This window comes from Flavobacterium sp. Root901 (assembly GCF_001429765.1).
Taxonomy (GTDB): Bacteria; Bacteroidota; Bacteroidia; order Flavobacteriales; family Flavobacteriaceae; genus Flavobacterium.
Genome location: NZ_LMJB01000006.1, coordinates 282,320 through 303,441, shown reverse-complemented (window position 1 = coordinate 303,441; position 21,122 = coordinate 282,320). Strand labels below are relative to the sequence as shown.

Genomic DNA, 21,122 nt, shown 5'->3' with positions numbered 1-21,122 from the left:
TTATGGATACAATTTCAGCAAAAATAGATACGCGTTTGTATCGCACAGAAATAAAATCAGCATCAGAAAATGTATTAATTTCTGATGAACCACAGGAATTGGGCGGGAAAAATTTAGGTTTAAATCCAACCGAACTTTTAGCAGCTTCATTGGCTTCGTGTACTGTAATTACTTTACGAATGTACATTAATCGTAAACAATGGAATGTAGAAGAAATTGATGTGAAAATTGATTTTGAAAGGGATTCAGAAAGAAATGTATCTTTATTTACAAGAAGAATAGAAGTAATTGGCGATGTTGATGAAACGCAGAGACAGCGTCTGGAAACTATTGCAAACAGCTGTCCGATTCATAAAACATTAACGCATTCAATCGAAATTAAAACAACTTTAATCTAAAAAATAATGGAAATTCAACATATAAACGATCCTAAAAAAGGCTATTTTGAAGCTTTAGAAGATGGAAAACAAGCCGGACAAATGACATATACCTGGGCAGGAGATTCTCAATTTATCATTGACCATACAGAAGTGAGCGATGATTTTGCCGGAAAAGGCGTCGGTAAAAAGTTACTGATGGCAACTGTAGATTTTGCCCGAAAAAATAAGGTAAAAATTATTCCGCTTTGTCCTTTTGCAAAAAGTGTTTTTGATAAGGTTGAAGATATTAGAGATGTGCTTTCGTAAAAAAGGTTCTGCGGTTCTGAGATGCTAAGGTTCTAAGTGTTTTTTTTTGCCACGAAGACGCAAAGACACGAATTATTTTTTACTGTAGAGACGCACCGCTGTGCGTCTTTTTTATTTAATTGTCTTAATCATTTATTCTAAACTTTGAGCCTCTGTAACTTTGTAACTTTGAACCTCAGATAAAAATAGTATATTTGCATGTAATTTAAACTTAGAGTATGACAAGGATAATTACGCTTTTCTGTATTTTTATAGCACAAATCGGCTTTTCTCAATCGGCTGAAAGTTATTTAGAAAAAATCAGAAATAATGAAGCTCTCTTAACAGCTTTTTTTCAGCAAATGCCAAAAGGAGGCGATCTACACCACCATTTTTCAGGATCAATTTATGCAGAACCGCTTTTAGAAAGAGCCATTGCAGAAGATTTTTATTTGAATTTAGAATCCATGGAAGTTTCTAAAACCAAACCTGCAAAAGGAAACTGGCAGACCTTTTCTTCTCTTAAAAATGATGGAAAACTTTCCTATTATCAACAGCAGGTTATGCAGACATGGTCGGTTAAGGATTATAACGGCGTTTCTGTACCTTCAGATGATTTGTTTTTTGATTCTTTCATGAAATTTGAACCTGCTATTAAAGGTCATTTTGCAGAAGGAATGCTTGAGTTAAAAAAACGTGCCATTGCCGAAAATGTAAGCTATATTGAAACACAATTGTCCACCATTCCGTGTGACATGAATGTTTCAGATTTAAGTGATTTTAATACTAAACTCCGTCTGGCCGCAAGCCAAAAAGATGAAAAAGCAGTTTTAAAACTTTTAGACGAATTGTATAAAACATTTCAGAAAAAAGAGGCCAAAAAATATGCTGAAGATTTCAATACCAATTTCATCGCAAAACTTCACAAAGATTTAAAAATTGACGACGAACGTTTTACAATGCGTTATCAGAATTTTGTACTGCGTTTTATGGAACCTGTAGATTTGTTCAAAAATCTAGTAATTGCCTTTATTTCGTCAGACGAAAGCAAACTAACTGCAGGTGTAAACATTGTATCGCCGGAACATGGAGAAAATTCAATGAAAGATTACTGGCTTCACATGGTGATGTTTAAATATTGCCATTCTAAATTTCCTGATGTAAAATATACGCTTCATGCAGGCGAATTGACTTTAGGTTTGGTGCAGCCCGAAGATTTAACATGGCATATTAATGATGCGGTTTATGTTGCGGGCGCAAACAGGATTGGTCATGGAGTTGATATGGCATATGAAGCAAATTCATACGATTTACTGAGATATATGTCTAAAAATAATATTCCGGTTGAGATCAATTTAGCGAGTAACGAGTTTATACTGAAGGTTAAAGAAAACAGACACCCGTTTACGCTTTACAAAGAATTTAATGTGCCAATTGTAATCAGCACAGATGATGCAGGGATTTTAAGAAGCAATATGACAGAGCAATATGTTTTATTAGCCAAAAGATATCCGGACGTTTCGTATGCCATAATAAAACAATATGTTTACAACAGTATCAATTACAGTTTTATTCAGGATGAATCGGTTAAAAAACAGTTGTTGAAAGATTTGGATAATCGTTTTAAAGCTTTTGAAGATAAATTTTCTAAAAACTAAATTGGCACGCCAATTAAAAGGGTTAAACTGATTGTCACTGATTTTTAAAATAAAACAGAATTTGCAGATTTGGCAGATATTTTTAAATATATAATATGATTCTGGAAGCAGTATTTTTGTATGTAAAACCTAATTTGGCAAGTCAATTTGAAACTGATTTTGCGAAAGCAAGCCAATATATTTCCTCAATCGACGGTTATTTAGGACATCGTTTAGAGAAATGTCTTGAGGTCGAAAATAAATATCTTTTGTTGGTAGATTGGAATACTTTAGAAAATCATACAGTAGGTTTTAGAACTTCTAAAGCGTATTTGGAGTGGAAAAAGATTTTACATCATTATTATGAACCGTTTCCAATTGTAGAACATTTTGAAACGGTTTTTGAAAATAAAAAATAAAGCTTTTTTGCCACAGATTAAAAGGATTTCCTAATCTGTGAGAATATGTGAAATCTGTGGCGAAAAATTAAAATTAAACGATTGCTAATTCGTGAATTCGTGGCAAAAAAAATAACATAATGAACATCAAACTTATCGCCATTGGCAAAACTGATAATAAAGCTTTACAAACTTTAATCGACGATTATACAAAGCGTTTGTCGTTTTACATCAAATTTGATCTGGAGATTATTCCCGATATTAAAAACGTAAAAAACTTATCGGAAAGCCAGCAAAAAGAAAAAGAAGGCGAATTGATTTTATCCAAACTTTCACCGACCGATCAGTTGGTTTTATTGGATGAAAATGGAAAAAACTTCTCCAGTGTTGGTTTTTCAGAAGAACTGCAAAAGAAAATGAATTCTGGAATCAAAACCTTAGTTTTTGTGATTGGCGGTCCTTACGGATTCTCTGATACGGTTTACAATAAAGCACAGGGAAAAGTTTCACTTTCGCTGATGACGTTTTCGCATCAAATGGTTCGCTTATTTTTTATCGAACAATTGTACCGCGGATTTACGATTTTAAGAAATGAACCTTATCATCATCAGTAAAGTTTAATCGGTTAATCGTTTATTTGTTTAATCACCATATTAGAAAATAAATTCTAAAGGAAGTTTGTCCAAATTGTAAGTCACATCTTTTTGAAGTAGAATTTTGTATTGAATATATTCTTCATAACTCATATTCTTATCAAAGAAAAATACCAAATCAGGAACTCTTTCAAACTTTATACTATAAAAACGCTGCAAGATTTCTGATATTTTTATTTCCTTATTTCCCATAAAAACTTGTTTTTTCCCTTTTCTAAAGTAAACCACGAAATTACTTTTATCCGGTTTTTCCATTTTATAAAACACTTTCGTGAAAGGGACAAAAGCTAGATTTTTTCCAACAGAATCGGCATAGGAATAATAGTTTTCTGACTCCTCATTTTGATGCATTTTTTCATTCCGTTTTTTATCCTGCATTTTTATTACCTGCGGAATCACCAATTTCAACGGAAGACGTTTATCAATATTAAAGATCCAGCTGGTAGAAATGATAGCACTTTTTCTATTCAAATCGGCAATTGTATCTTTTGCTTCAGTTTTAAAAAAGATGTAAATTGGAGAATGATCTTGTACATCTTTTACAAGAGTTATGTTTGATTTTGGTAATAAAACGTCTTCCTTTTTTCCACAGGAAAATAAAAGTAATGCAATAAGCAGAGTAAAGTATTTCATATTTGATATTATTTGCATAAAGTTTGTCATTCTAAGAAAATGACAATTTTAACATTACGAACTCAATTTATTAAACAAAGCAACACATTCCACAGCTTCCTTAACATCATGGACACGAAGGATTTTTGCACCTTTTGTTAACGCAATTGTATTCAGGAATGTTGTTCCGTTTAAAGCTTCCTGCGGCGTAATATTAAGTGTTTTATAAATCATTGATTTTCTGGAAACACCAGCTAAAACTGGTAATTCTAAAACATTAAAAAGTTCCATTTTCTGCATCACTTCATAATTTTGATCTGTTGTTTTGGCAAAACCAAAACCAGGATCGAGAATTAAATCGTTGATTCCTAAACTTCTCGCTTTTGCAGCTTTTTCAGAAAAATAAAACAGCATTTCTTTTATAATATCTCCATACTGCGTCAAACTCTGCATCGTCTGCGGATTACCTCGCATGTGCATCATAATGTAAGGAACATTATATTTTTCGATAACATCAAACATTTTATCATCCAGTTCTCCCGCTGCAATGTCATTTATAATAGCAGCGCCGCTTTCTATGCTCACTTTTGCTACTTCAGCCCTAAAAGTATCGATTGACAATAAAGCTTTAGGAAAATGTTTTAAAATTAATTCTACAACAGGAACTATTCGGTCAATTTCTTCCTGCTCAGATACAAATTCGGCACTTGGTTTGCTGGAATAAGCGCCAATATCAATAAATGCTGCGCCTTCCGTAAGCATTTTTTCTACTTGCGGAATAATCTCGTCTTCGTTCTTATATTTTCCTCCGTCAAAGAAAGAGTTTGGAGTAACATTGAGGATTCCCATTACTTTTGGAATCGATAAATCAATCAGTTCTCCTTTGCAGTTAATCAGCATTTTGTTTCAGGTTTTGTTTGTTTCAAGTTGATTTAAATTGCGCAGGTCCCGGAACCTGAAACTTCAAACCTAACACTTGAAACTTTATTATTTACTGGTTTCAGGTTATCACTGTTAACAATTTGTTTAGAAAAAACTTGAAACAAAGAAAACCTCAAACTTGAAACTCTTAAAAAATTATCCTTATTTTTGAAGAAATTTTAGCAAATATACAGCAATAAATGAAGAATACTTCCCTTGAATTTGATAATGTAATTACGGTTTGCAGAACCTTATTTATCAACAAAATGAAAGATTACGGCAGCGCATGGAGAATTTTAAGACTTCCATCGTTAACGGATCAAATTTTCATAAAAGCGCAAAGAATCAGAAGTTTACAGGAAAACGAAGTTCGTAAAGTGGATGAAGATGAAAAAGGAGAATTTATCGGAATCATCAATTATTCTATCATGGCCTTAATTCAGCTGGAATTAGGCGTTGTTGACCAGCCGGATCTAGATATTGAAAAAGCAACTGAATTATACGATGCTAAAGTAAAACAGACCAAAGAGTTAATGGAAGCAAAAAATCACGATTACGGTGAAGCGTGGCGTGAAATGAGAGTAAGTTCCCTTACCGATTTAATTCTGCAGAAATTACTTCGCGTAAAGCAGATTGAAGATAATAAAGGCCTGACACTAGTCTCTGAAGGTATCGATGCCAATTATCAGGACATGATTAATTATTCTGTTTTTGCTTTAATCTTAAATCCTATAAAATCTTAAATTCCAATTTTTAAATTCCAAATTCCAAAATTAGATTGAAATTTGGAATTTATTAATTGAAGTTTTTAAATAAACTCTTCCCCATGAAAAACATCATTACTCAATTTTCCCGATTATTTGTCGGTGTATTATTTATCATTTCCGGATTAATCAAACTAAATGACCCGGTTGGTTTCTCTTATAAACTGGCGGAATATTTTAGCGAACCGGTTTTTAACATGCCTTTTTTAGAACCTCTGGCTTTAGGTTTAGCGATTTTTTTGGTAATTCTTGAAGTTGTATTGGGTGGAATGTTATTAGTTGGATATAAAGCAAAAACAACCATTTGGGCATTACTGCTTTTAATTGTTTTCTTTACGTTCCTTACCTTCTACTCTGCTTATTTTGATGTTGTAAAAGACTGCGGATGTTTTGGAGACGCCTTACATTTAACACCTTGGCAGTCCTTTACAAAAGATGTTGTTTTATTATTCTTCATCCTGATTTTATTCATCAACCAAAAATTAGTAAAACCTTTATTTTCAAATGCTGTTACAAACGCAGTAACTATAATAAGTGTTGCTTTGTGTGCTTTTATGGCATACTGGGTTTTAAATCATAATCCGATAAAAGATTTCCGTCCGTACAAAGTTGGAACCAATATCGAAAAAGGAATGGAAATTCCGGAAGGTGCTCCAAAATCTGTAGTTGAAATGATTTTTATTTACAAAGTAAACGGCGTAGATAAAGAATTTACTGAAAAAGATTTAATGAATATTCCGGAAGGTGCCACTTTTGTAGACAGAAAAGACAAAGTGATTACAGAAGGTTATATTCCGCCAATTCATGATTTTACAATGACAAAAGATGATTCTGATTATAAAGCAGAATTATTAAAAGAGCCAAAATTATTGATTTTTGTAACGTATGATTTAACTAAATCTGCTCCTGACGGAATGAAAAAACTAGCCAAAGTAGCTGCAGATGCAAAAGCAAAAGGTTACAAAGTAATTGCAATGACAGCATCTGGAGCTGATGAAATTGCAAAAGCAAAAAAACAATATAATTTAGATACTGACTTTTATTTCTGCGATGCAACAGCTTTAAAAACAGTTGAAAGAGCAAATCCAAGCATTGTTGTTTTACACAACGGAACCATTGTTCAGAAAGTGCATTACAATGATGTTGATGATTTAAAACTGTCTGACGTTGCTTATGGGATTTAAAAATAATTGATCCAATTTAAAGCGCCAATATGCTATTTTTTAGATATATTGGCGCTTTTTTTAGCACTAAAATCAACTGACCCAATCTACAATAAAACCGTTTTTATAATTATGATTGCAAAAATATTAAAGGCAATAAGCAGGTATTTTTTTTCAAATCCTTTCCTGTTTTTATTTATATTATTTTTAATTGTTTACACAGTTTATGATTTTTATATTCAAAAATCTTCCGGTACACATTTGGTCTCCCTGCAGGTTTTGGCATTAATTGCAGGTGTAATTTTTGAAAGCAGAAGAATTTCAAATAAATGGACAACAGCTGTTTTTATAGCAATCCTTTCTTTTATTTTTATGTTTTCCCTTGGTACTTTTTTATGCAGCGTTGTTAATGAAGCAGAATGCGGTCTTGCATTCATTTTAAATAGAAGTCTGGTATTTTGGCCTTTTATTTTCTTTGTCTTTTATGTGATCTATTCACGAATATTTAATAAACAAAATATAACTCCAAAACTAACAGAAGGCATTACATTATTTCTCTCGATTGCCATGATATACTGGGTCGCAGATAACTGTTTTATCAGCTTTGACAATATAATTTCCCAAACTTTAATAACTATTGGAATTTTATTTTCGCTCTTTTCTTTTTTTCATGCTTTTACAAAAACTTATTTATCAGACAGAAACAAATTTATCTTAAGCATCTGGAGCTCAATAATCATGATATTTTTTGCTATAGATAATTTAAATGCAATTTATGGAAATCAAAATACCAATAACTCCAATGATATTATGGAAGGAATTTATATTGCATTCCAATACTTTCTTTTAGGAGTTTCGAGCATCTATATGATTCAGAATTTCATGATGCTTATTGGTTTCCTGCCAAGATGGAAAAGATTTTTCAATTCAAAATATTTTCAAAAAATGCACGAACTCAAAGACGAGCATATTGACAGGTATTCAGAAGAACAAGTGAATTATATCGATTCTATATTTTGTGTTATTTTTACCGGTTCCATTTTCTTTTTGAACTATTATTATGAGTTTGTTTCCAGACAATTTATAATCTGGATTACTTTCATAACATTTCCTTTTATTTTAATGCTTTACAATTATATTATCGGAAAGAAAAAATACGCTTAAGCTTTTGATGAATAAATTGTTCCGATCAAAAAATGGTCTAAACAAAATATAACTGAATTAAACTTCAAAAAACTATTTTAAAAGTCTTCGATAATTGAATGTATGGAAGACTTTTTTTATTGTAATCTGACGTTTTTTGAGCTTAAAAATTATTCCCTGAATTAAAAAATAAGGCCTTTTTTCTGTTTAAAAAACTGCATCTTCAAAAAAACACCACAATTCAACCTCAACTATTACGATTTCATACTTCATTTCCTAACCGAAAAACAACTTTTTGTTACAAAATAAACGAGTCTTCAAATTTTGTTAATCTCTATTTGGCTTTCGAATTGTTTGTTTAACTTTGTTAAAAATCATTTATCATATGAAACAATTAGCTTTAATCGTTATTGCATTTATTACATTCTCATGCACACAAGCTCAGAAAACCAGTTTTTCAAAAGAAGCTTTGTCTGAGAAATTATTATCTTCTGACGGAAGTCAGGTTGCATTTAAAAACATTTTAAAAAAATATAAAGGAAAAACTTTAGTAATCGAGGTTTGGGCTTCATGGTGCGGCGACTGCGTAAAAGCAATGCCAAAAGTAAAAGAGTTACAAGCAAATAATCCTAATGTTTCATATCTATTTCTTTCTGCAGATAAAACAGCAGATAAATGGAAAATTGGAATTGAAAAACACGAATTAAAAGGCGATCATTATATGATGAGCGACGGTATGAAAGGTGTTTTTGGAAAAGCTATCGATTTAGACTGGATTCCGAGATATATTATCGTAGACAAAACAGGAAAAATCGTTTTGTACCGCGCTATAGAAACTGATTTTGATAAAATCAACGAAACTTTAGCAGGATTAAAATAATTTGAAATGAATGTCAAAAACTAAATTCAATTTTTGACCTACTTCAATACAAACAAAAAATTAAAAGAATAACAAAAACTACCAAAATGAGAAAAAAGATTGTTGCAGGAAACTGGAAAATGCACAAAAACGCAGCACAGACTGAGGAATTACTAAGTGAATTAATTACAAAAATACCGGCACAAACAACTGCTCAGGTTATTGTGGCACCAACATTTGTAAACTTACAGGCAGCGGTTGCAAAAGTAAAAAACACAACAATTGGAGTTGCTGCACAAAACGTTCACCAGGCTGAAGGCGGAGCTTTTACAGGAGAAATTTCTGCTGATATGTTAACAAGCATTGGTGTTAACACTGTAATTCTTGGACACTCTGAGCGTAGAGCTATTTTCCATGAAACAGATGCATTGATCGCAAACAAAGTCGATACTGCATTAAAACATGATTTAACTGTAATTTTTTGTTTTGGAGAAGAATTAAAAGACCGTCAATCAGTAAATCATTTCAATGTTGTTGAAAACCAATTACGTGATGGATTATTTCACATCGCAAAAGAATCATGGTCTAAAGTTGTTTTAGCTTACGAACCTGTGTGGGCTATTGGAACTGGAGAAACTGCATCGCCGGAGCAAGCGCAGGAAATGCACGAATTTATTAGAGAAACTATCCGTAAAGCTTTTGGAGCAGAGATCGCTGATGAAGTTTCTATTCTGTACGGTGGTTCTGTAAAACCGGATAATGCTAAAGAAATTTTCTCTAAACCAGACGTAGACGGTGGTTTAATTGGAGGTGCAGCGCTTAAAGCTGACGATTTCTTAGCTATTGTTACAGCTATCTAATTTTAGATTTTCTATATATAAAAAAGCGTTCGCACAGCGAACGCTTTTTTTATGTTTTATTTTCACTATAACTAATTTATAAACGACTTTAAAAGCGGACAATTATATTTTTTAAATGTTGGAGTGGCTTTATAAACAGAATAAAAATTATACAATTCTTTTCCGGGCTTAAATGGATTTTTTGTACCTTCAGGTAAGGTATCAGCCTGAAAACCATAATAACTGCATTCAAAAATCATTAAACTTGCCATTGCTTTCTCATCACTGTTTTTAGACATTTTTAATGCTTTCTCATAATATAATTTTGCCATTTTCAGATTATAATAATTGCCATTTTGGTATTTCTTTTCATTGTCGGTATTATCGCCGTATACATAATCGACATATGATTCTCCTGATGTCCAGTCGTATGCCAGCATCATCCAGGAATTCCCTAAACATGACACATTAAAATAAGCATGAGCCAGCTGAAGATTACTGGCTGCTGTATTTTGCTTTTTTAACTGAATGAGTTTTGCTATAAAATCTGTTTTATTAAAACGGTAATCAAATCTTCTTTCTTTATCATTTTGCAGGATTTTTGGCATAAATGGATTTTCATTCAGATAGCTTTTAAATTCATAATTTTTCTCCCAAAAGTCCTGAGGCATACTGGCAAAGGTTTTATAAGCCAGTTCTAAATTATTATTTCTAAAAGCCAGCGTTCCTTTCAAATCTTTGTAATAATTTATATCAGGAGCAATTGTTCCGGAACAGATATATTTTTCAAATGGTGTTTTATTTCTTTTTTGCTGTAAAGCTATCAAACGGTCTATATCTTCAACTGTTGCTTTTCGGTCAAAATAACCTATGTAAGTGTAATAATAAGGTTTACTATAGTCCGTATATCCCCCTTCATTTTTAATATCAGACTTCATAGCTAGTAAGCCTGCCGTTACATTATCGCCTTTTTTATAATATTCATCACTTGCAATTTTATATAGACTATACAGGTTTTTGAATAACCCGCTGTCGCTTTCAATCAAATTTTCAACCGAATTAAAATAATTAAAAAGCTGATTTTGAACTTTTTCATCTTTTAAATTATCCTGTTTTAAAGAAACTAAGGCCAATTGAATATTTTTTTGCATCAATATTGATGCATTTGCTTTATCAGAAATCAAACTGGTGTATTTTTTTCCTTCATCGATTTGATCGTCAATAAAACAAAGCTGGGCAATTGCAGCCGTTACATAATCTTGTTGTTCTCCGGAAGTTTGTTTACGAAAACTGATTAAAAAATCTTTTAAATCTCTGAGATACAAAATATCTTTGTCATGATTTTCCTTTTTCGCCTTTTCATAGCTGTCATACCAAATTTGGCTGTCGAACACAACAGAAGGAATTCCGTCATTACTATACTGCGGGGTAAAAATCCAGTCTTCTAATTTGTTGATTTCTCTTCCAATTAAAAAACTCAAATAAACACTGTTTGGTTCTAAATCAGAAACCTCTTTTATTGTTTTTAAATCTGGTGCCGGATTTCGCAGACTTTCGATTGTCAGGATAATACTCCTTTCCTGATCATTTTGTGCCAAAGCCAAAGTTTCTGCCATCAGCTTCCAGTTATAATGCTGTAAAACTGCAAATGTTTTTTCTTCGCTCGCGGCAAAAACCTTACTTAATAAATAATTCTGTAAAGTATTATCTTCAATACATAAAGCTTTATAATACAAAGCCCACGGTTCTAAAACTGTGTTTTTATTAGAGGCAAAATAAGTATCATACAAACGAATAACTTCATTAGGATCCTGACTGTAAAAGCTGTATCTCAAAATTAAAAATGCATAACGCTGTTTCAAAAACGCATCTTTTGCTTTTGCTATTTTTTTATCAAAATCCTTTACATCTGCTAACTTATGGCTTTTACTTTCATAGCCGACAGCATTCCACGATTCCCATTTTGTATCTGCACTTTTATTGTATTCGAGCTTTTTAGCAAATACAATATAATCCAGATAAGCTTTGTTTCCGGGCTGTAGCAACGTTTGTATAAAAGTGTTTTTTTCAAAAACTTTCCTTAGTGTTTTAGATTCATAAGCCGATTCAAATTGCTCTGCATCTGTTTGATATAAAATAACATATACATCATCAGGATTAATCTGACTGCCTAACTTTTTTTTCCATTCTAAACAATTCAATTTCTGATCTTTGTCCGAAATTGTATTGGTATCGTAATAGTAATCTGCACTGTAATAAAACGGTGTAAGTTTTAAAAAATCTTCTCGCTGAGCTCTAAACAAACTCAATCTGCTGGTTTCCGGCGACACGCTCCAGCCGCACGCAAAAGAAACCTCAAAGCTGAAAATCAAAAATAGAATATTAAAAACGCGCATAATACTCTGATATATTTTGTGTTCCATAATCGTTTATATATTTTTTATCAAAAGAGAAAAATGTGACTTTGGTCTCATCATCAATTTTAATTTTACTTTTTACAATCGAAATCATTTTATCCAGTTCTTTATCTGAAATTTTTTCAATTCTAATTTCATCACCGTTTCTTAAATAAGTCTGTCCAACAAGTATATCGTCCTGCAAAACATATTTATCTGTATCTGATTTTCTTAATTTAAGAGTGTCTGTCATCAGATTGTCGTAATCAGATAAAATTCCTTTAAACTGATTTCCTCTAAAAACAACTGCCCAGCTATAAAGCGGCAAGGCAATATCTAATTTTAATTTATAATCGGAATGAGTAATATATTCTGCCAGTTCATCACTTGTACCAATTGAGTTTTTAGTTTTAAAATCATCCGGTTTTGTCAGATTATAACACATTAATAATCCTTTATCAACTGGCGGTGTTCCCGCTTTTTCTGCGTATTTATACTGCCAGAGTCTAATGGTTGCCGCAATTTTCGACGATGCAGAATTTTTCTTAATCTGTTTTAATAGATAAAAATAATTTTCTTTTGATTTTTCTGTCCAGTCGCAGTCAATCAGTATTTCTTTAAAATCAACTTTTAATTTTGCCAGCTCTATTGATTTTACCGAATCGTAATTTATCTGCTTATAATCCTTTTGTTTATAATAATTGTCCGGATAAGCAATTTTATAAGCTTTTTTCTGAGCGATGTATTCATTCATTTTCTGGCCTATTTCCTGAACACGTTTTCCAATTCTTATTCCCAGGCTGTCGAGCTGTTTTTTGTTTGCCTTGAGCACCACTTCATTTGTAATAAAAATAGCTGGCGTTATTTCCGGATTTATTTCATTTAACATGATATCATTAATTGTAGCAACCGGCAAAGCTTCTTTAGTATAAGGATTCCAGTCAACATCAAAAAAACGCACATAAAGATGTTTTACATCCATTTTTTTAAGTAATGAATCTTCTTCTTTTTGAAAATACAAATTGGTTTTCCAATAACAAAATGACCTTATTACATGATGTTCACTCTCACAACCAACTCCATTAAGCATGAAAAAAAGTAAAATAACCAAAACACTTTTCATATATTAAAAATCTTACAAATTAAAATTCAAAAGTACTATTAATTTTGATAAGAATATTATTTTTTATAAACAACTTCTCCTTTGTATTCATACCTTTGCAAAAAAAATTATCTATGTCAAATATATATTTAGGATATCATTTTACGATTGAGCCAAAAGAACTTGGATCAGAAATTTTAGTGGCTGAATTAGGTGAAAAAGCGTTTGAAAGTTTTACAGAAACTGAAAACGGAATTTCGGCTTTTGTAAAGAAAGATTTATGGGATGAGAATATTCTGGATGATATTTATATTTTACAATCTGAAGAATTTAAAATTAATTATACAATTGAAGAAATCGATCAGGTAAACTGGAATGAAGAATGGGAAAAGAATTTTGAGCCTATCGATGTTGACGGAAAATGCCATGTCCGCGCTCCTTTTCATCCAAAAACCGATGCAGAATTTGATATTGTTATCGAACCAAAAATGAGTTTTGGAACCGGTCATCATGAAACTACACACATGATGATTCAGCATTTGCTCGAAATGGATGTCAAAGGTTTAAAAACCCTTGATATGGGCTGCGGAACAGCAATTTTAGCCATTTTGGCTGAAATGAAAGGCGCCCAGCCAATTGATGCTATTGATATTGATAACTGGTGTTACCTGAATTCTATTGAAAACGCGGAACGCAATAATTGTAAGCATATCGCCGTTTATGAGGGCGACGCCGCTTTATTAGCAGGAAAAAAATACGATTTGATTATTGCTAACATTAACAGAAACATTTTGCTAAACGACATGCAGGCTTATGTAGACAGTTTAAACCCTAATGGCACTATATTATTTAGCGGTTTTTATGAAGAAGACATTCCGTTTATCGATGCTTCGTGCACTGAAAAAGGCTTGACCTATGTTAAAAAATTTCAAAGAAACAACTGGGTTTCATTAAAATACGTAAATTAGTTATTAGTAATTACAACAGTACAATAAAAATTAAATAAATGAGTACTAAAGAAAAAGTAAGAGAAAAAGTTCGCGAAAAAGAAGCGACGGGATTCAACAACGAAATCATTGTGTACAACGACGACGTAAACACTTTTGACCATGTAATTGAAACCTTAATGCGTGTATGCAACCACACATCTGAACAAGCAGAACAATGTTCTTTAATTGTACATTACAACGGAAAATGCACTGTAAAAACAGGGCCAATGGATAAATTAAAACCTCAATGTACACAACTTTTGGAAGCCGGACTGAGCGCCGAAATTGTTTAATTTGTAAATAACTTAAAAAACGCATTCTGTTTATTCTGCATTGAATTAGAGAATGCGTTTTTGTTTGCATTAATTTAAAATTATGAGAAATATCTTATTTTTAATAACATTCTTTGTATTCTTGAATTCAAAAGGCCAGTCTAAATTTGATACTCTTCGGAAACAATTAACCGATAATAAAACATACGAATATGTCTCTGATTTTAAAAATGGTTATGCTGCGTTTAGAACCTTTAAAGGAAAAATGGGGCTGATAGACTCTGTTGGAAATGTAATTATCAAACCCAATTATGAATATATAGCGACTTTAGACGATCTTAAAAATGTATTTGAAGCCGGGATTAAAGTCAATAAAAAATTTAAAAGAGGTTTTATTGATTTACAAAACCATATTAAAATTCCATTTGAATATGAAGATGTTTTTTATTTGGGAAATGGTCTGGTGCGTATTTCAAAAGGAAACAAAACAGGTGTCATAGATATTGACAACAAACCTGTTTTACCTGTTAAATACGATTATATAATGAACAATAATAAAATCCTCTTTGTTCAGGTAAACAATACCATTGATTTATTTAGTTCTACGGGAAAACAAATTACCAATTTTAAAGCATTAAATATTGATTATTTTGAATATCAAAGGGCAATTGTAACGCTTCAAAACAAAAACACGCTGATAATAGATCCTTCGGGAAATATTGTTTTAAATTCAATAAAAAACCATCAGTTTGAAAGCGTAATTGCACCTGACACTTATATCATTGTTAATAATATCACCAAAAAGAAAGGTGTAATAAATTCATCCGGACAATATGAAATTGAATGTAAATATGATGATATTCAATTTTCAAATTCAATTTACGAGGTAAAAAAAGATGGAAAAGAAGGTCTTGTTGATAAAAGAGACTCTGTTTTGAAACCCTTAATTTATGATACCGTATATGGCGTTTTTTACAAAGACAGCATTTCATTTAAAAATCAATATGAAGTTTCTAAAGGAAATTTAAAAGGTATTATAAATCCTTATTTAGAGAAAGAAATAATTCCGATTTCATATAAGTCTGTACAGCAATTTTATAATTATCACATTACAACAAATGCTGAAGATAAAAACGGTTTGTTTTCTGCTGACGGCCAGGTAATAATTCCAGAAGATTATGAGTTTTATACTGCTGCTCAAAATAAAATATTTGCCGTTAAAAATTCAAAAGAATATCTTCTAACCGTTGCAAATAACAGTTATACGAAAACAGAAATCATTGTTGGAGAATTCATTAAAGAGGAGTTCCGTTTCGGCGGTTTTAAAAAAAGCAATTATCAGGTTTTTAATTCCCAAAACAAAATTGGAGTTTTAAGCAATGAAAATAAAATTGTAATTCCGGCGGAATACGATTACATCAAAGAAATTTATGGTACAGGAGAGTTTGTTGTAAAGAAAAACAATAAATACGGAGTTTTAAATTCAGACAGCCAAATACTCCTGGAATTAAAATACGACTCGTTTCAAATCATTAAAGAAGCCGTACAATTTAATATAAAGAAAGACAAAGTATCAAAATATTACGCTGTTAAATTTCCTTTTGAGCCTCAATAACCTTCCATTCTTTTTTCGTTAAATAATATAAAAAAGCGGTTAAATTGCAAATATTGCAAAATGCATTCTATTTTATTATATATTTGAACGAAATACGATGTTTATGGAAGAATATGGCAAAATATTGATTATCGCAATGCCGGTTTTTTTAGTTTTAATTGTAATTGAAAAGATTTACGGTATTTACAAAAAAAACGATACTGCTCCATTAATTGACAGTGTTTCGAGTATCAGCTCCGGAATTACCAATTCTGTAAAAGATGTTTTAGGACTAAGTGTTACCTTTCTATCGTATGAATGGCTGGTTTCTAAAATTGCTGTTTTTCATCAGGAAGCCAATGTTGTATCTTATATTATTGCCTTTTTTGTCATTGATTTTTATGGTTACTGGAGCCACAGGCTGGCACATCAAATTAATTTTCTCTGGAACAAACATGCGATTCATCACAGCAGTGAAGAGTTTAATCTCGCCTGCGCACTCCGACAACCTATTGCGAGTTTAGTTAATCTATTTACTTTTTTATTAATTCCTGCAGCTTTATTGGGTGTTCCGGCTTCTGTAATTGCTATTACACTTCCACTCCATTTATTTTTGCAATTTTGGTATCATACTAAACATATTAAAAAAATGGGATTTGTGGAGCATATTTTGGTTACACCATCCCATCATCGGGTTCATCATGCTATAAATCCCGAGTATTTAGATAAAAATCATTCACAAATTTTTATTTTCTGGGATAAACTTTTTGGGACTTTTCAGGAAGAATTAGATGATGTTCCTCCGGTTTTTGGAATTACAAGACCCGCAAATACATGGAATCCGATTAAAATAAATTTTCAGCATTTGACCTTATTAATAAAAGATGCATGGCGTGCTGAAAGCTGGAAAGATAAACTCACCATTTGGTTTAAACCAACAGGATGGAGACCCGAAAATTTTGAACAAAAATATCCTGTAAACAAAATTGAAGACGTTTTTAACTTTGAAAAATACGGAACCCAAAATTCGCAAAAGCTTATTTACTGGTCGGTTATGCAAATTTTAATCACACTTTTGTTTGTGAGTTATCTTTTTGACAATATTGCCAAAATTGGTCTTCCAAATATTTTTGTCTATGGATTTTTTATTTTAGTTACCATTTACAGCAATTCAGAATTAATGGACAAAAGCAAGTTTGCCATTGTATGGGAAGGTTTCAGATTATCGATCGCGATCGCCATTATTGGATTTTACGGCGATTGGTTTGGTTTAAATACTGTTTTTTCTCTAAGCAATTATATAATTCTGGGATATCTGAGTCTGTCATTCTTAACCACCATTTATTTTGTAACGGTTGAATTTAGAATGAACCAAAACCAAACCATAAATTCACAAACCGCATAATGAAAAACGCTGTATTTTTTAAAATTTATATCGCTTTCAGCTTTATTTATTTGCTGCTTTTATATCTTGGATATGAAAGTATCGACTGTTATTTAAAACCGATATTAATTCCATTATTAATTGCAGGAGTTTATTTTTCTAAAAAATTTCCAACTCAAAATATCCTGTTAAGTGCCTTGTTGTTTTCATGGATTGGCGATGTTATTTTACTTTTTTCAGATATCGCTGAGATTTATTTTATTCTGGGATTAGTTTCTTTTCTGATTTCTCATATCATTTACTGCCTGCTTTTTAATAAACAGGCCAAAGAAAAAATCAAAAGAAATGCTGTAATTTTTGGCATTGGAAGCATCGTAATTGCTTGTTATTTAACTGGAATGCTGTATGTTTTACTTCCGGCATTAGGCGATTTAAAAATTCCGGTAATTGTTTATGCCAGTGTAATTTCGGTTATGCTTTTATTTTCCTATAATGGACTTTTAATCTGGAAAAAACCGGCAAATCAATATGTGTTTTTTGGTGCTTTATTTTTTGTTGTTTCAGATAGTATTTTGGCAATCAATAAGTTTCATATGCCAGTTCAAAAAAGTTCATTTATTATCATGCTGACTTATCTTGTGGCACAATATCTGATTGTAAAGGGTATATTAAAACTGAATTCAAAAAAGGAAATATAAAAGCACACTGATAATACAGCTAAAAAAAATTATCAGAGAGTTTATTTTTCTTTTTTGATTTTACAATCGGTACTAAAAACCTTTTACATTTGTGTGACCAAAATAAACCTCAACCATGAAAAAAGTAAGTCTTTTTATTCTTTTATTGATTACAGTAACTTCTTGTATAAGTACAAAATCGACTTTAAAAAATGTAGATGACAATGCTCCGGATTTAATCTTAAATAAAAATAATACATTTATTATCACGCAATTCAGCAAGGATAAAAAATACGGTTATGACCCTGATTATCCAATAAATATATTCTTTAGAAATACTCTGGATGAAACGGTAAACGAAGTTCGTTTTCTGAATGCTTTAGCAGGACCAAATGGAGAAAAAATCACTTACAAACGATTAGAAACCTGCTGTCCTTTTCCAACTAAAAGAAGCAATATGGGAGCCGGATTTTTAAATGTATATGAACTTACCTGGGAAGGCCAAAAAAAGCCTGTTACGCTGTATTTGAATATTTATGAAAAAGGAATTTTAATGGTTCCGATGGGATTGAGTTTGAAGAAAGAGTAAAAATTATAGATTATATAAACCATCATTTTTTCAGTATGTTCGGAATATCTCCTTTTATTTTCATTCTCTTACCTTTATTATTCCAGTTGTTTTATGGTGAAAAAGCAATTCATAAAACAATATCTAAAAGTTTTGGAACAATAACTTTCATCAGCCTCATTTCGCAAATTATTTTTTCTGTTATTGCCTTTTATATTGCGTCTTATAATTTTACAAAAAGTCTCGAAGGTAGGCCGTATAGATGTGGAATGGGAATATTGCCAATAGTTGCGTTTGCATTCTTATTTACGATTATTCTTTTGATTGTAATTATCGTACAGTATTTTATTAAAAAATCTCATGATAAGAAATCTAACAATTGATTAAAAAATTACTGAAAAGTTATAGTAATTAGAATAATATCCTAATTAAAAATAATGGTTTTTAAATCTCATTATTTTCTTTCTTTCCAAATATTAAGAAAAATTGTTTGTCGAGAAACTCTTATAAAAAATTTCAAAAACAATTATACGAAGAAAAGTATTACAATTTTAACAAAGCTGATCTTAAAATAATCTTAAATCTTCATCCGCTATTCATAAATCATAACTACCTTTGCATTGCAAAAAAATAATTTTATGAACTTACAACATATTCCACAAATCAAGCATACTGACAGCGGAAATTTCTTTTTATTGGCGGGGCCTTGCGCTATCGAAGGAGAAGAAATGGCGCTTAGAATTGCTGAAAAATTAGTTGGTATTACCGACAATCTTCAGATTCCTTATGTTTTTAAAGGATCTTTTAAAAAAGCGAACCGTTCCAGAATTGATAGTTTCTCAGGAATTGGAGACGAAAAAGCTTTAAAAATCTTAAGAAAAGTTTCAGAAACTTTTCACATTCCAACCGTTACAGACATTCATACAAACGAAGACGCTGACATGGCGGCACAATACGTTGATGTTTTACAAATTCCAGCATTTTTAGTTCGCCAGACAGACTTAGTTGTCGCTGCAGCAAATACCGGAAAAACAGTAAACCTGAAAAAAGGACAATTTATGAGTCCGGAAAGTATGAAACATGCTGTCCAAAAAGTATTAGACTGCCATAACGAAAATGTTATTGTTACAGATCGTGGTACCATGTTTGGCTATCAGGACATGATTGTTGACTTTAGAGGAATTCCAACTATGCAGCAATATGCAACAACAGTATTAGACGTTACGCATTCATTACAACAGCCAAACCAAACTGCAGGAGTTACGGGCGGAAGACCTGATATGATTGAAACTGTTGCAAAAGCTGGTATTGCAGTTGGTGTTGACGGTATTTTTATCGAGACGCATTTTGATCCTGCAAACGCAAAAAGTGATGGCGCTAACATGCTTCATTTAGACTATTTTGAAGGTTTAATGACGAAGCTGGTTGCTATCAGAAAAACAGTTAACTCATTTTAAATTTTAATACCAATTTCGTTGAAAACAAAATTTTTATTTTTCTTACTGACTTGTGTTTCTTTAAACACATTTGCTCAGGAAGAAATACCTGTACAAAAATATACAGCTCACAACAAAGGAAAATTCTTTGTTACTTGGGGCGGTAATAGAGAAAGTTACTCAAAATCTGATGTGAATTTTAGAGGTAAGGATTACAACTTTACAGTTTCTGATATGAAAGCTCATGACAAACCAAAAGGATGGCATGTAGATTATATTAATCCTGCAAATATGACTATTCCGCAAACCAATTTGAGATTAGGATATTTTTTTAGTGATCACTACAGCGTTACAATTGGTGTCGACCACATGAAATATGTAATGACACAAAATCAAATTGCAAATGTTAGTGGTGATATTAATTTACCTGCTGATCAATCTGGTTCTATCTACAATGGACATTATGACAACACGCCTGTGGATATGTCCCAAAATGGCGCTCAGGAAGGTGGTTTTGATAAAGGTACTATTCAACCAGGCAATCCTGCATTTTTGATGTACGAACATACAGATGGTTTGAACTATATTAATACCGAGGTTTCCAGATTTGACGATATTTCAAAATTGTTTAGTCTGCCAAATATAGACAAAGTTCAGATTAACTTAACCGAAGGTTTGGGTGCAGGAGTTTTATATCCAAAAACAAATGCAACTGTTTTAGGCAAAGAACGTCATGATGATTTTCATGTTTCCGGTTACGGTGTTTCTGCAAAAGCAGGTCTAAATATTACTTTCTTTAAGCACTTCTATGTTCAGGGTGAATTAAAAGGCGGTTATATCGATATGAAAGATATCAAAACTACAATGAGTAATGATGATAAAGCTTCTCAACACTTTTTATTCTTTCAGAGAATTATTGCTGTTGGAGGAATCTTCAGAATTTAATTTCAATTCGAAAAATATATTTAAAATAGTTACCATTTATTTGGTAACTATTTTTTTTATCATTTACTTTGTAACTCAAAGTACTTTATTTACTATTTGAGATAT

Annotated in this window: 22 protein-coding genes; 18 read left to right on the top strand and 4 right to left on the bottom strand. The window is 31.6% G+C overall.

All coding sequences use genetic code 11. From position 1 onward, the window contains the following. The first annotated feature begins 2 nt into the window (after positions 1-2). The 5 genes from ASE21_RS10775 (at position 3) to rlmH (ending at position 3,314) form a co-directional block, all read left to right on the top strand. Positions 3-398: an OsmC family protein gene (locus ASE21_RS10775; protein WP_057122667.1), complete on the top strand. Its 396-nt coding sequence runs from the start codon at positions 3-5 to the stop codon at positions 396-398. A 6-nt stretch (positions 399-404) separates the two neighbouring features. Beyond that, entirely contained in the window at positions 405-686 is a 282-nt protein-coding gene (locus ASE21_RS10770) for a GNAT family N-acetyltransferase (protein ID WP_057122666.1), read from the top strand. A 218-nt stretch (positions 687-904) separates the two neighbouring features. After that, the gene (locus tag ASE21_RS10765; RefSeq protein ID WP_057122665.1) at positions 905-2,323 is read left to right on the top strand and encodes an adenosine deaminase; all 1,419 of its coding nucleotides are present in this window, start codon (positions 905-907) and stop codon (positions 2,321-2,323) included. Positions 2,324-2,418: 95 nt separating this feature from the next. Continuing rightward, positions 2,419-2,721 (top strand): antibiotic biosynthesis monooxygenase family protein, encoded by a 303-nt coding sequence (locus tag ASE21_RS10760; RefSeq protein ID WP_057122664.1) that lies wholly within the window; start codon positions 2,419-2,421, stop codon positions 2,719-2,721. A gap of 119 nt (positions 2,722-2,840) precedes the next feature. Further along, entirely contained in the window at positions 2,841-3,314 is a 474-nt protein-coding gene (rlmH, locus tag ASE21_RS10755) for a 23S rRNA (pseudouridine(1915)-N(3))-methyltransferase RlmH (RefSeq protein ID WP_057122663.1), read from the top strand. Between the two features lie 39 nt (positions 3,315-3,353). On the opposite strand, the gene ASE21_RS10750 is transcribed toward rlmH, so the two are convergent. Together ASE21_RS10750 and folP are read right to left on the bottom strand one after the other, a co-directional pair. Further along, positions 3,354-3,986, bottom strand: coding sequence for a hypothetical protein (locus ASE21_RS10750; protein WP_057122662.1), 633 nt, complete (start codon positions 3,984-3,986; stop codon positions 3,354-3,356). A 54-nt stretch (positions 3,987-4,040) separates the two neighbouring features. Beyond that, positions 4,041-4,865: a dihydropteroate synthase gene (folP, locus tag ASE21_RS10745; protein WP_057122661.1), complete on the bottom strand. Its 825-nt coding sequence runs from the start codon at positions 4,863-4,865 to the stop codon at positions 4,041-4,043. 221 nt (positions 4,866-5,086) lie between these two features. Here folP and ASE21_RS10740 point away from each other — a divergent pair, with 221 nt between their 5' ends. The 5 genes from ASE21_RS10740 (at position 5,087) to tpiA (ending at position 9,675) form a co-directional block, all read left to right on the top strand. Further along, positions 5,087-5,629 carry a DUF1599 domain-containing protein gene (locus tag ASE21_RS10740; RefSeq protein ID WP_057122660.1) on the top strand — a complete coding sequence of 181 codons (543 nt, stop codon included), beginning with the start codon at positions 5,087-5,089 and terminating at the stop codon, positions 5,627-5,629. Between the two features lie 83 nt (positions 5,630-5,712). Continuing rightward, entirely contained in the window at positions 5,713-6,834 is a 1,122-nt protein-coding gene (locus ASE21_RS10735) for a BT_3928 family protein (protein ID WP_057122659.1), read from the top strand. 111 nt (positions 6,835-6,945) lie between these two features. Then, positions 6,946-7,977 (top strand): hypothetical protein, encoded by a 1,032-nt coding sequence (locus ASE21_RS10730; RefSeq protein WP_128414688.1) that lies wholly within the window; start codon positions 6,946-6,948, stop codon positions 7,975-7,977. A gap of 364 nt (positions 7,978-8,341) precedes the next feature. Next, positions 8,342-8,836 carry a TlpA family protein disulfide reductase gene (locus tag ASE21_RS10725; protein ID WP_057122657.1) on the top strand — a complete coding sequence of 165 codons (495 nt, stop codon included), beginning with the start codon at positions 8,342-8,344 and terminating at the stop codon, positions 8,834-8,836. Between the two features lie 86 nt (positions 8,837-8,922). Then, on the top strand, positions 8,923-9,675 hold the full coding sequence (gene tpiA / locus ASE21_RS10720) for a triose-phosphate isomerase (protein ID WP_057122656.1): 753 nt from the start codon (positions 8,923-8,925) through the stop codon (positions 9,673-9,675). A gap of 71 nt (positions 9,676-9,746) precedes the next feature. Here the strand turns inward: tpiA and ASE21_RS10715 are convergent, their stop codons facing one another. Next, a complete protein-coding gene (locus ASE21_RS10715) occupies positions 9,747-12,077 on the bottom strand; it encodes a hypothetical protein (protein WP_057122655.1) in 2,331 nt (776 codons plus the stop codon). Next, positions 12,037-13,173, bottom strand: a complete 1,137-nt coding sequence (locus tag ASE21_RS10710; RefSeq protein WP_057122654.1) for a hypothetical protein — start codon at positions 13,171-13,173, stop codon at positions 12,037-12,039. The genes ASE21_RS10715 and ASE21_RS10710 overlap by 41 nt, the downstream gene beginning before the upstream one ends. A gap of 113 nt (positions 13,174-13,286) precedes the next feature. Here ASE21_RS10710 and prmA point away from each other — a divergent pair, with 113 nt between their 5' ends. From prmA to ASE21_RS10665, 8 genes are all read left to right on the top strand, one after another. Then, complete coding sequence (gene prmA, locus ASE21_RS10705; RefSeq protein WP_057122653.1) at positions 13,287-14,120, top strand: 50S ribosomal protein L11 methyltransferase; 834 nt, start codon at positions 13,287-13,289, stop codon at positions 14,118-14,120. A 38-nt stretch (positions 14,121-14,158) separates the two neighbouring features. Further along, positions 14,159-14,434, top strand: a complete 276-nt coding sequence (locus ASE21_RS10700; protein ID WP_057122652.1) for an ATP-dependent Clp protease adaptor ClpS — start codon at positions 14,159-14,161, stop codon at positions 14,432-14,434. Positions 14,435-14,516: 82 nt separating this feature from the next. Beyond that, complete coding sequence (locus ASE21_RS10695) at positions 14,517-16,028, top strand: WG repeat-containing protein (protein ID WP_057122651.1); 1,512 nt, start codon at positions 14,517-14,519, stop codon at positions 16,026-16,028. Between the two features lie 103 nt (positions 16,029-16,131). Next, positions 16,132-17,412, top strand: a complete 1,281-nt coding sequence (locus ASE21_RS10690) for a sterol desaturase family protein (RefSeq protein WP_057122650.1) — start codon at positions 16,132-16,134, stop codon at positions 17,410-17,412. Further along, positions 17,412-18,089 carry a lysoplasmalogenase gene (locus ASE21_RS10685; RefSeq protein ID WP_057122649.1) on the top strand — a complete coding sequence of 226 codons (678 nt, stop codon included), beginning with the start codon at positions 17,412-17,414 and terminating at the stop codon, positions 18,087-18,089. The genes ASE21_RS10690 and ASE21_RS10685 overlap by 1 nt, the downstream gene beginning before the upstream one ends. Positions 18,090-18,204: 115 nt before the next feature. Then, complete coding sequence (locus tag ASE21_RS10680; protein WP_057122648.1) at positions 18,205-18,657, top strand: hypothetical protein; 453 nt, start codon at positions 18,205-18,207, stop codon at positions 18,655-18,657. A 617-nt stretch (positions 18,658-19,274) separates the two neighbouring features. Continuing rightward, positions 19,275-20,093, top strand: a complete 819-nt coding sequence (gene kdsA / locus ASE21_RS10670) for a 3-deoxy-8-phosphooctulonate synthase (RefSeq protein ID WP_057122646.1) — start codon at positions 19,275-19,277, stop codon at positions 20,091-20,093. An 18-nt stretch (positions 20,094-20,111) separates the two neighbouring features. Continuing rightward, positions 20,112-21,017 (top strand): hypothetical protein, encoded by a 906-nt coding sequence (locus tag ASE21_RS10665; RefSeq protein WP_057122645.1) that lies wholly within the window; start codon positions 20,112-20,114, stop codon positions 21,015-21,017. The last annotated feature ends 105 nt before the right edge of the window (positions 21,018-21,122 follow it).

Bases quoted from the DNA above. Each gene is read 5' to 3' on its own strand.
- ASE21_RS10760 (WP_057122664.1), top strand. From the start codon at position 2,419: ATGATTCTGGAAGCAGTATTTTTGTATGTAAAACCTAATTTGGCAAGT.
- kdsA (WP_057122646.1), top strand. From the start codon at position 19,275: ATGAACTTACAACATATTCCACAAATCAAGCATACTGACAGCGGAAAT.
- ASE21_RS10740 (WP_057122660.1), top strand. From the start codon at position 5,087: ATGAAGAATACTTCCCTTGAATTTGATAATGTAATTACGGTTTGCAGA.
- ASE21_RS10685 (WP_057122649.1), top strand. From the start codon at position 17,412: ATGAAAAACGCTGTATTTTTTAAAATTTATATCGCTTTCAGCTTTATT.
- ASE21_RS10700 (WP_057122652.1), top strand. From the start codon at position 14,159: ATGAGTACTAAAGAAAAAGTAAGAGAAAAAGTTCGCGAAAAAGAAGCG.
- folP (WP_057122661.1), bottom strand. From the start codon at position 4,865: ATGCTGATTAACTGCAAAGGAGAACTGATTGATTTATCGATTCCAAAA.
- ASE21_RS10690 (WP_057122650.1), top strand. From the start codon at position 16,132: ATGGAAGAATATGGCAAAATATTGATTATCGCAATGCCGGTTTTTTTA.
- ASE21_RS10775 (WP_057122667.1), top strand. From the start codon at position 3: ATGGATACAATTTCAGCAAAAATAGATACGCGTTTGTATCGCACAGAA.
- prmA (WP_057122653.1), top strand. From the start codon at position 13,287: ATGTCAAATATATATTTAGGATATCATTTTACGATTGAGCCAAAAGAA.
- rlmH (WP_057122663.1), top strand. From the start codon at position 2,841: ATGAACATCAAACTTATCGCCATTGGCAAAACTGATAATAAAGCTTTA.
- ASE21_RS10730 (WP_128414688.1), top strand. From the start codon at position 6,946: ATGATTGCAAAAATATTAAAGGCAATAAGCAGGTATTTTTTTTCAAAT.
- ASE21_RS10725 (WP_057122657.1), top strand. From the start codon at position 8,342: ATGAAACAATTAGCTTTAATCGTTATTGCATTTATTACATTCTCATGC.
- tpiA (WP_057122656.1), top strand. From the start codon at position 8,923: ATGAGAAAAAAGATTGTTGCAGGAAACTGGAAAATGCACAAAAACGCA.
- ASE21_RS10765 (WP_057122665.1), top strand. From the start codon at position 905: ATGACAAGGATAATTACGCTTTTCTGTATTTTTATAGCACAAATCGGC.
- ASE21_RS10710 (WP_057122654.1), bottom strand. From the start codon at position 13,173: ATGAAAAGTGTTTTGGTTATTTTACTTTTTTTCATGCTTAATGGAGTT.
- ASE21_RS10695 (WP_057122651.1), top strand. From the start codon at position 14,517: ATGAGAAATATCTTATTTTTAATAACATTCTTTGTATTCTTGAATTCA.
- ASE21_RS10770 (WP_057122666.1), top strand. From the start codon at position 405: ATGGAAATTCAACATATAAACGATCCTAAAAAAGGCTATTTTGAAGCT.
- ASE21_RS10735 (WP_057122659.1), top strand. From the start codon at position 5,713: ATGAAAAACATCATTACTCAATTTTCCCGATTATTTGTCGGTGTATTA.
- ASE21_RS10750 (WP_057122662.1), bottom strand. From the start codon at position 3,986: ATGAAATACTTTACTCTGCTTATTGCATTACTTTTATTTTCCTGTGGA.
- ASE21_RS10715 (WP_057122655.1), bottom strand. From the start codon at position 12,077: ATGGAACACAAAATATATCAGAGTATTATGCGCGTTTTTAATATTCTA.
- ASE21_RS10680 (WP_057122648.1), top strand. From the start codon at position 18,205: ATGAAAAAAGTAAGTCTTTTTATTCTTTTATTGATTACAGTAACTTCT.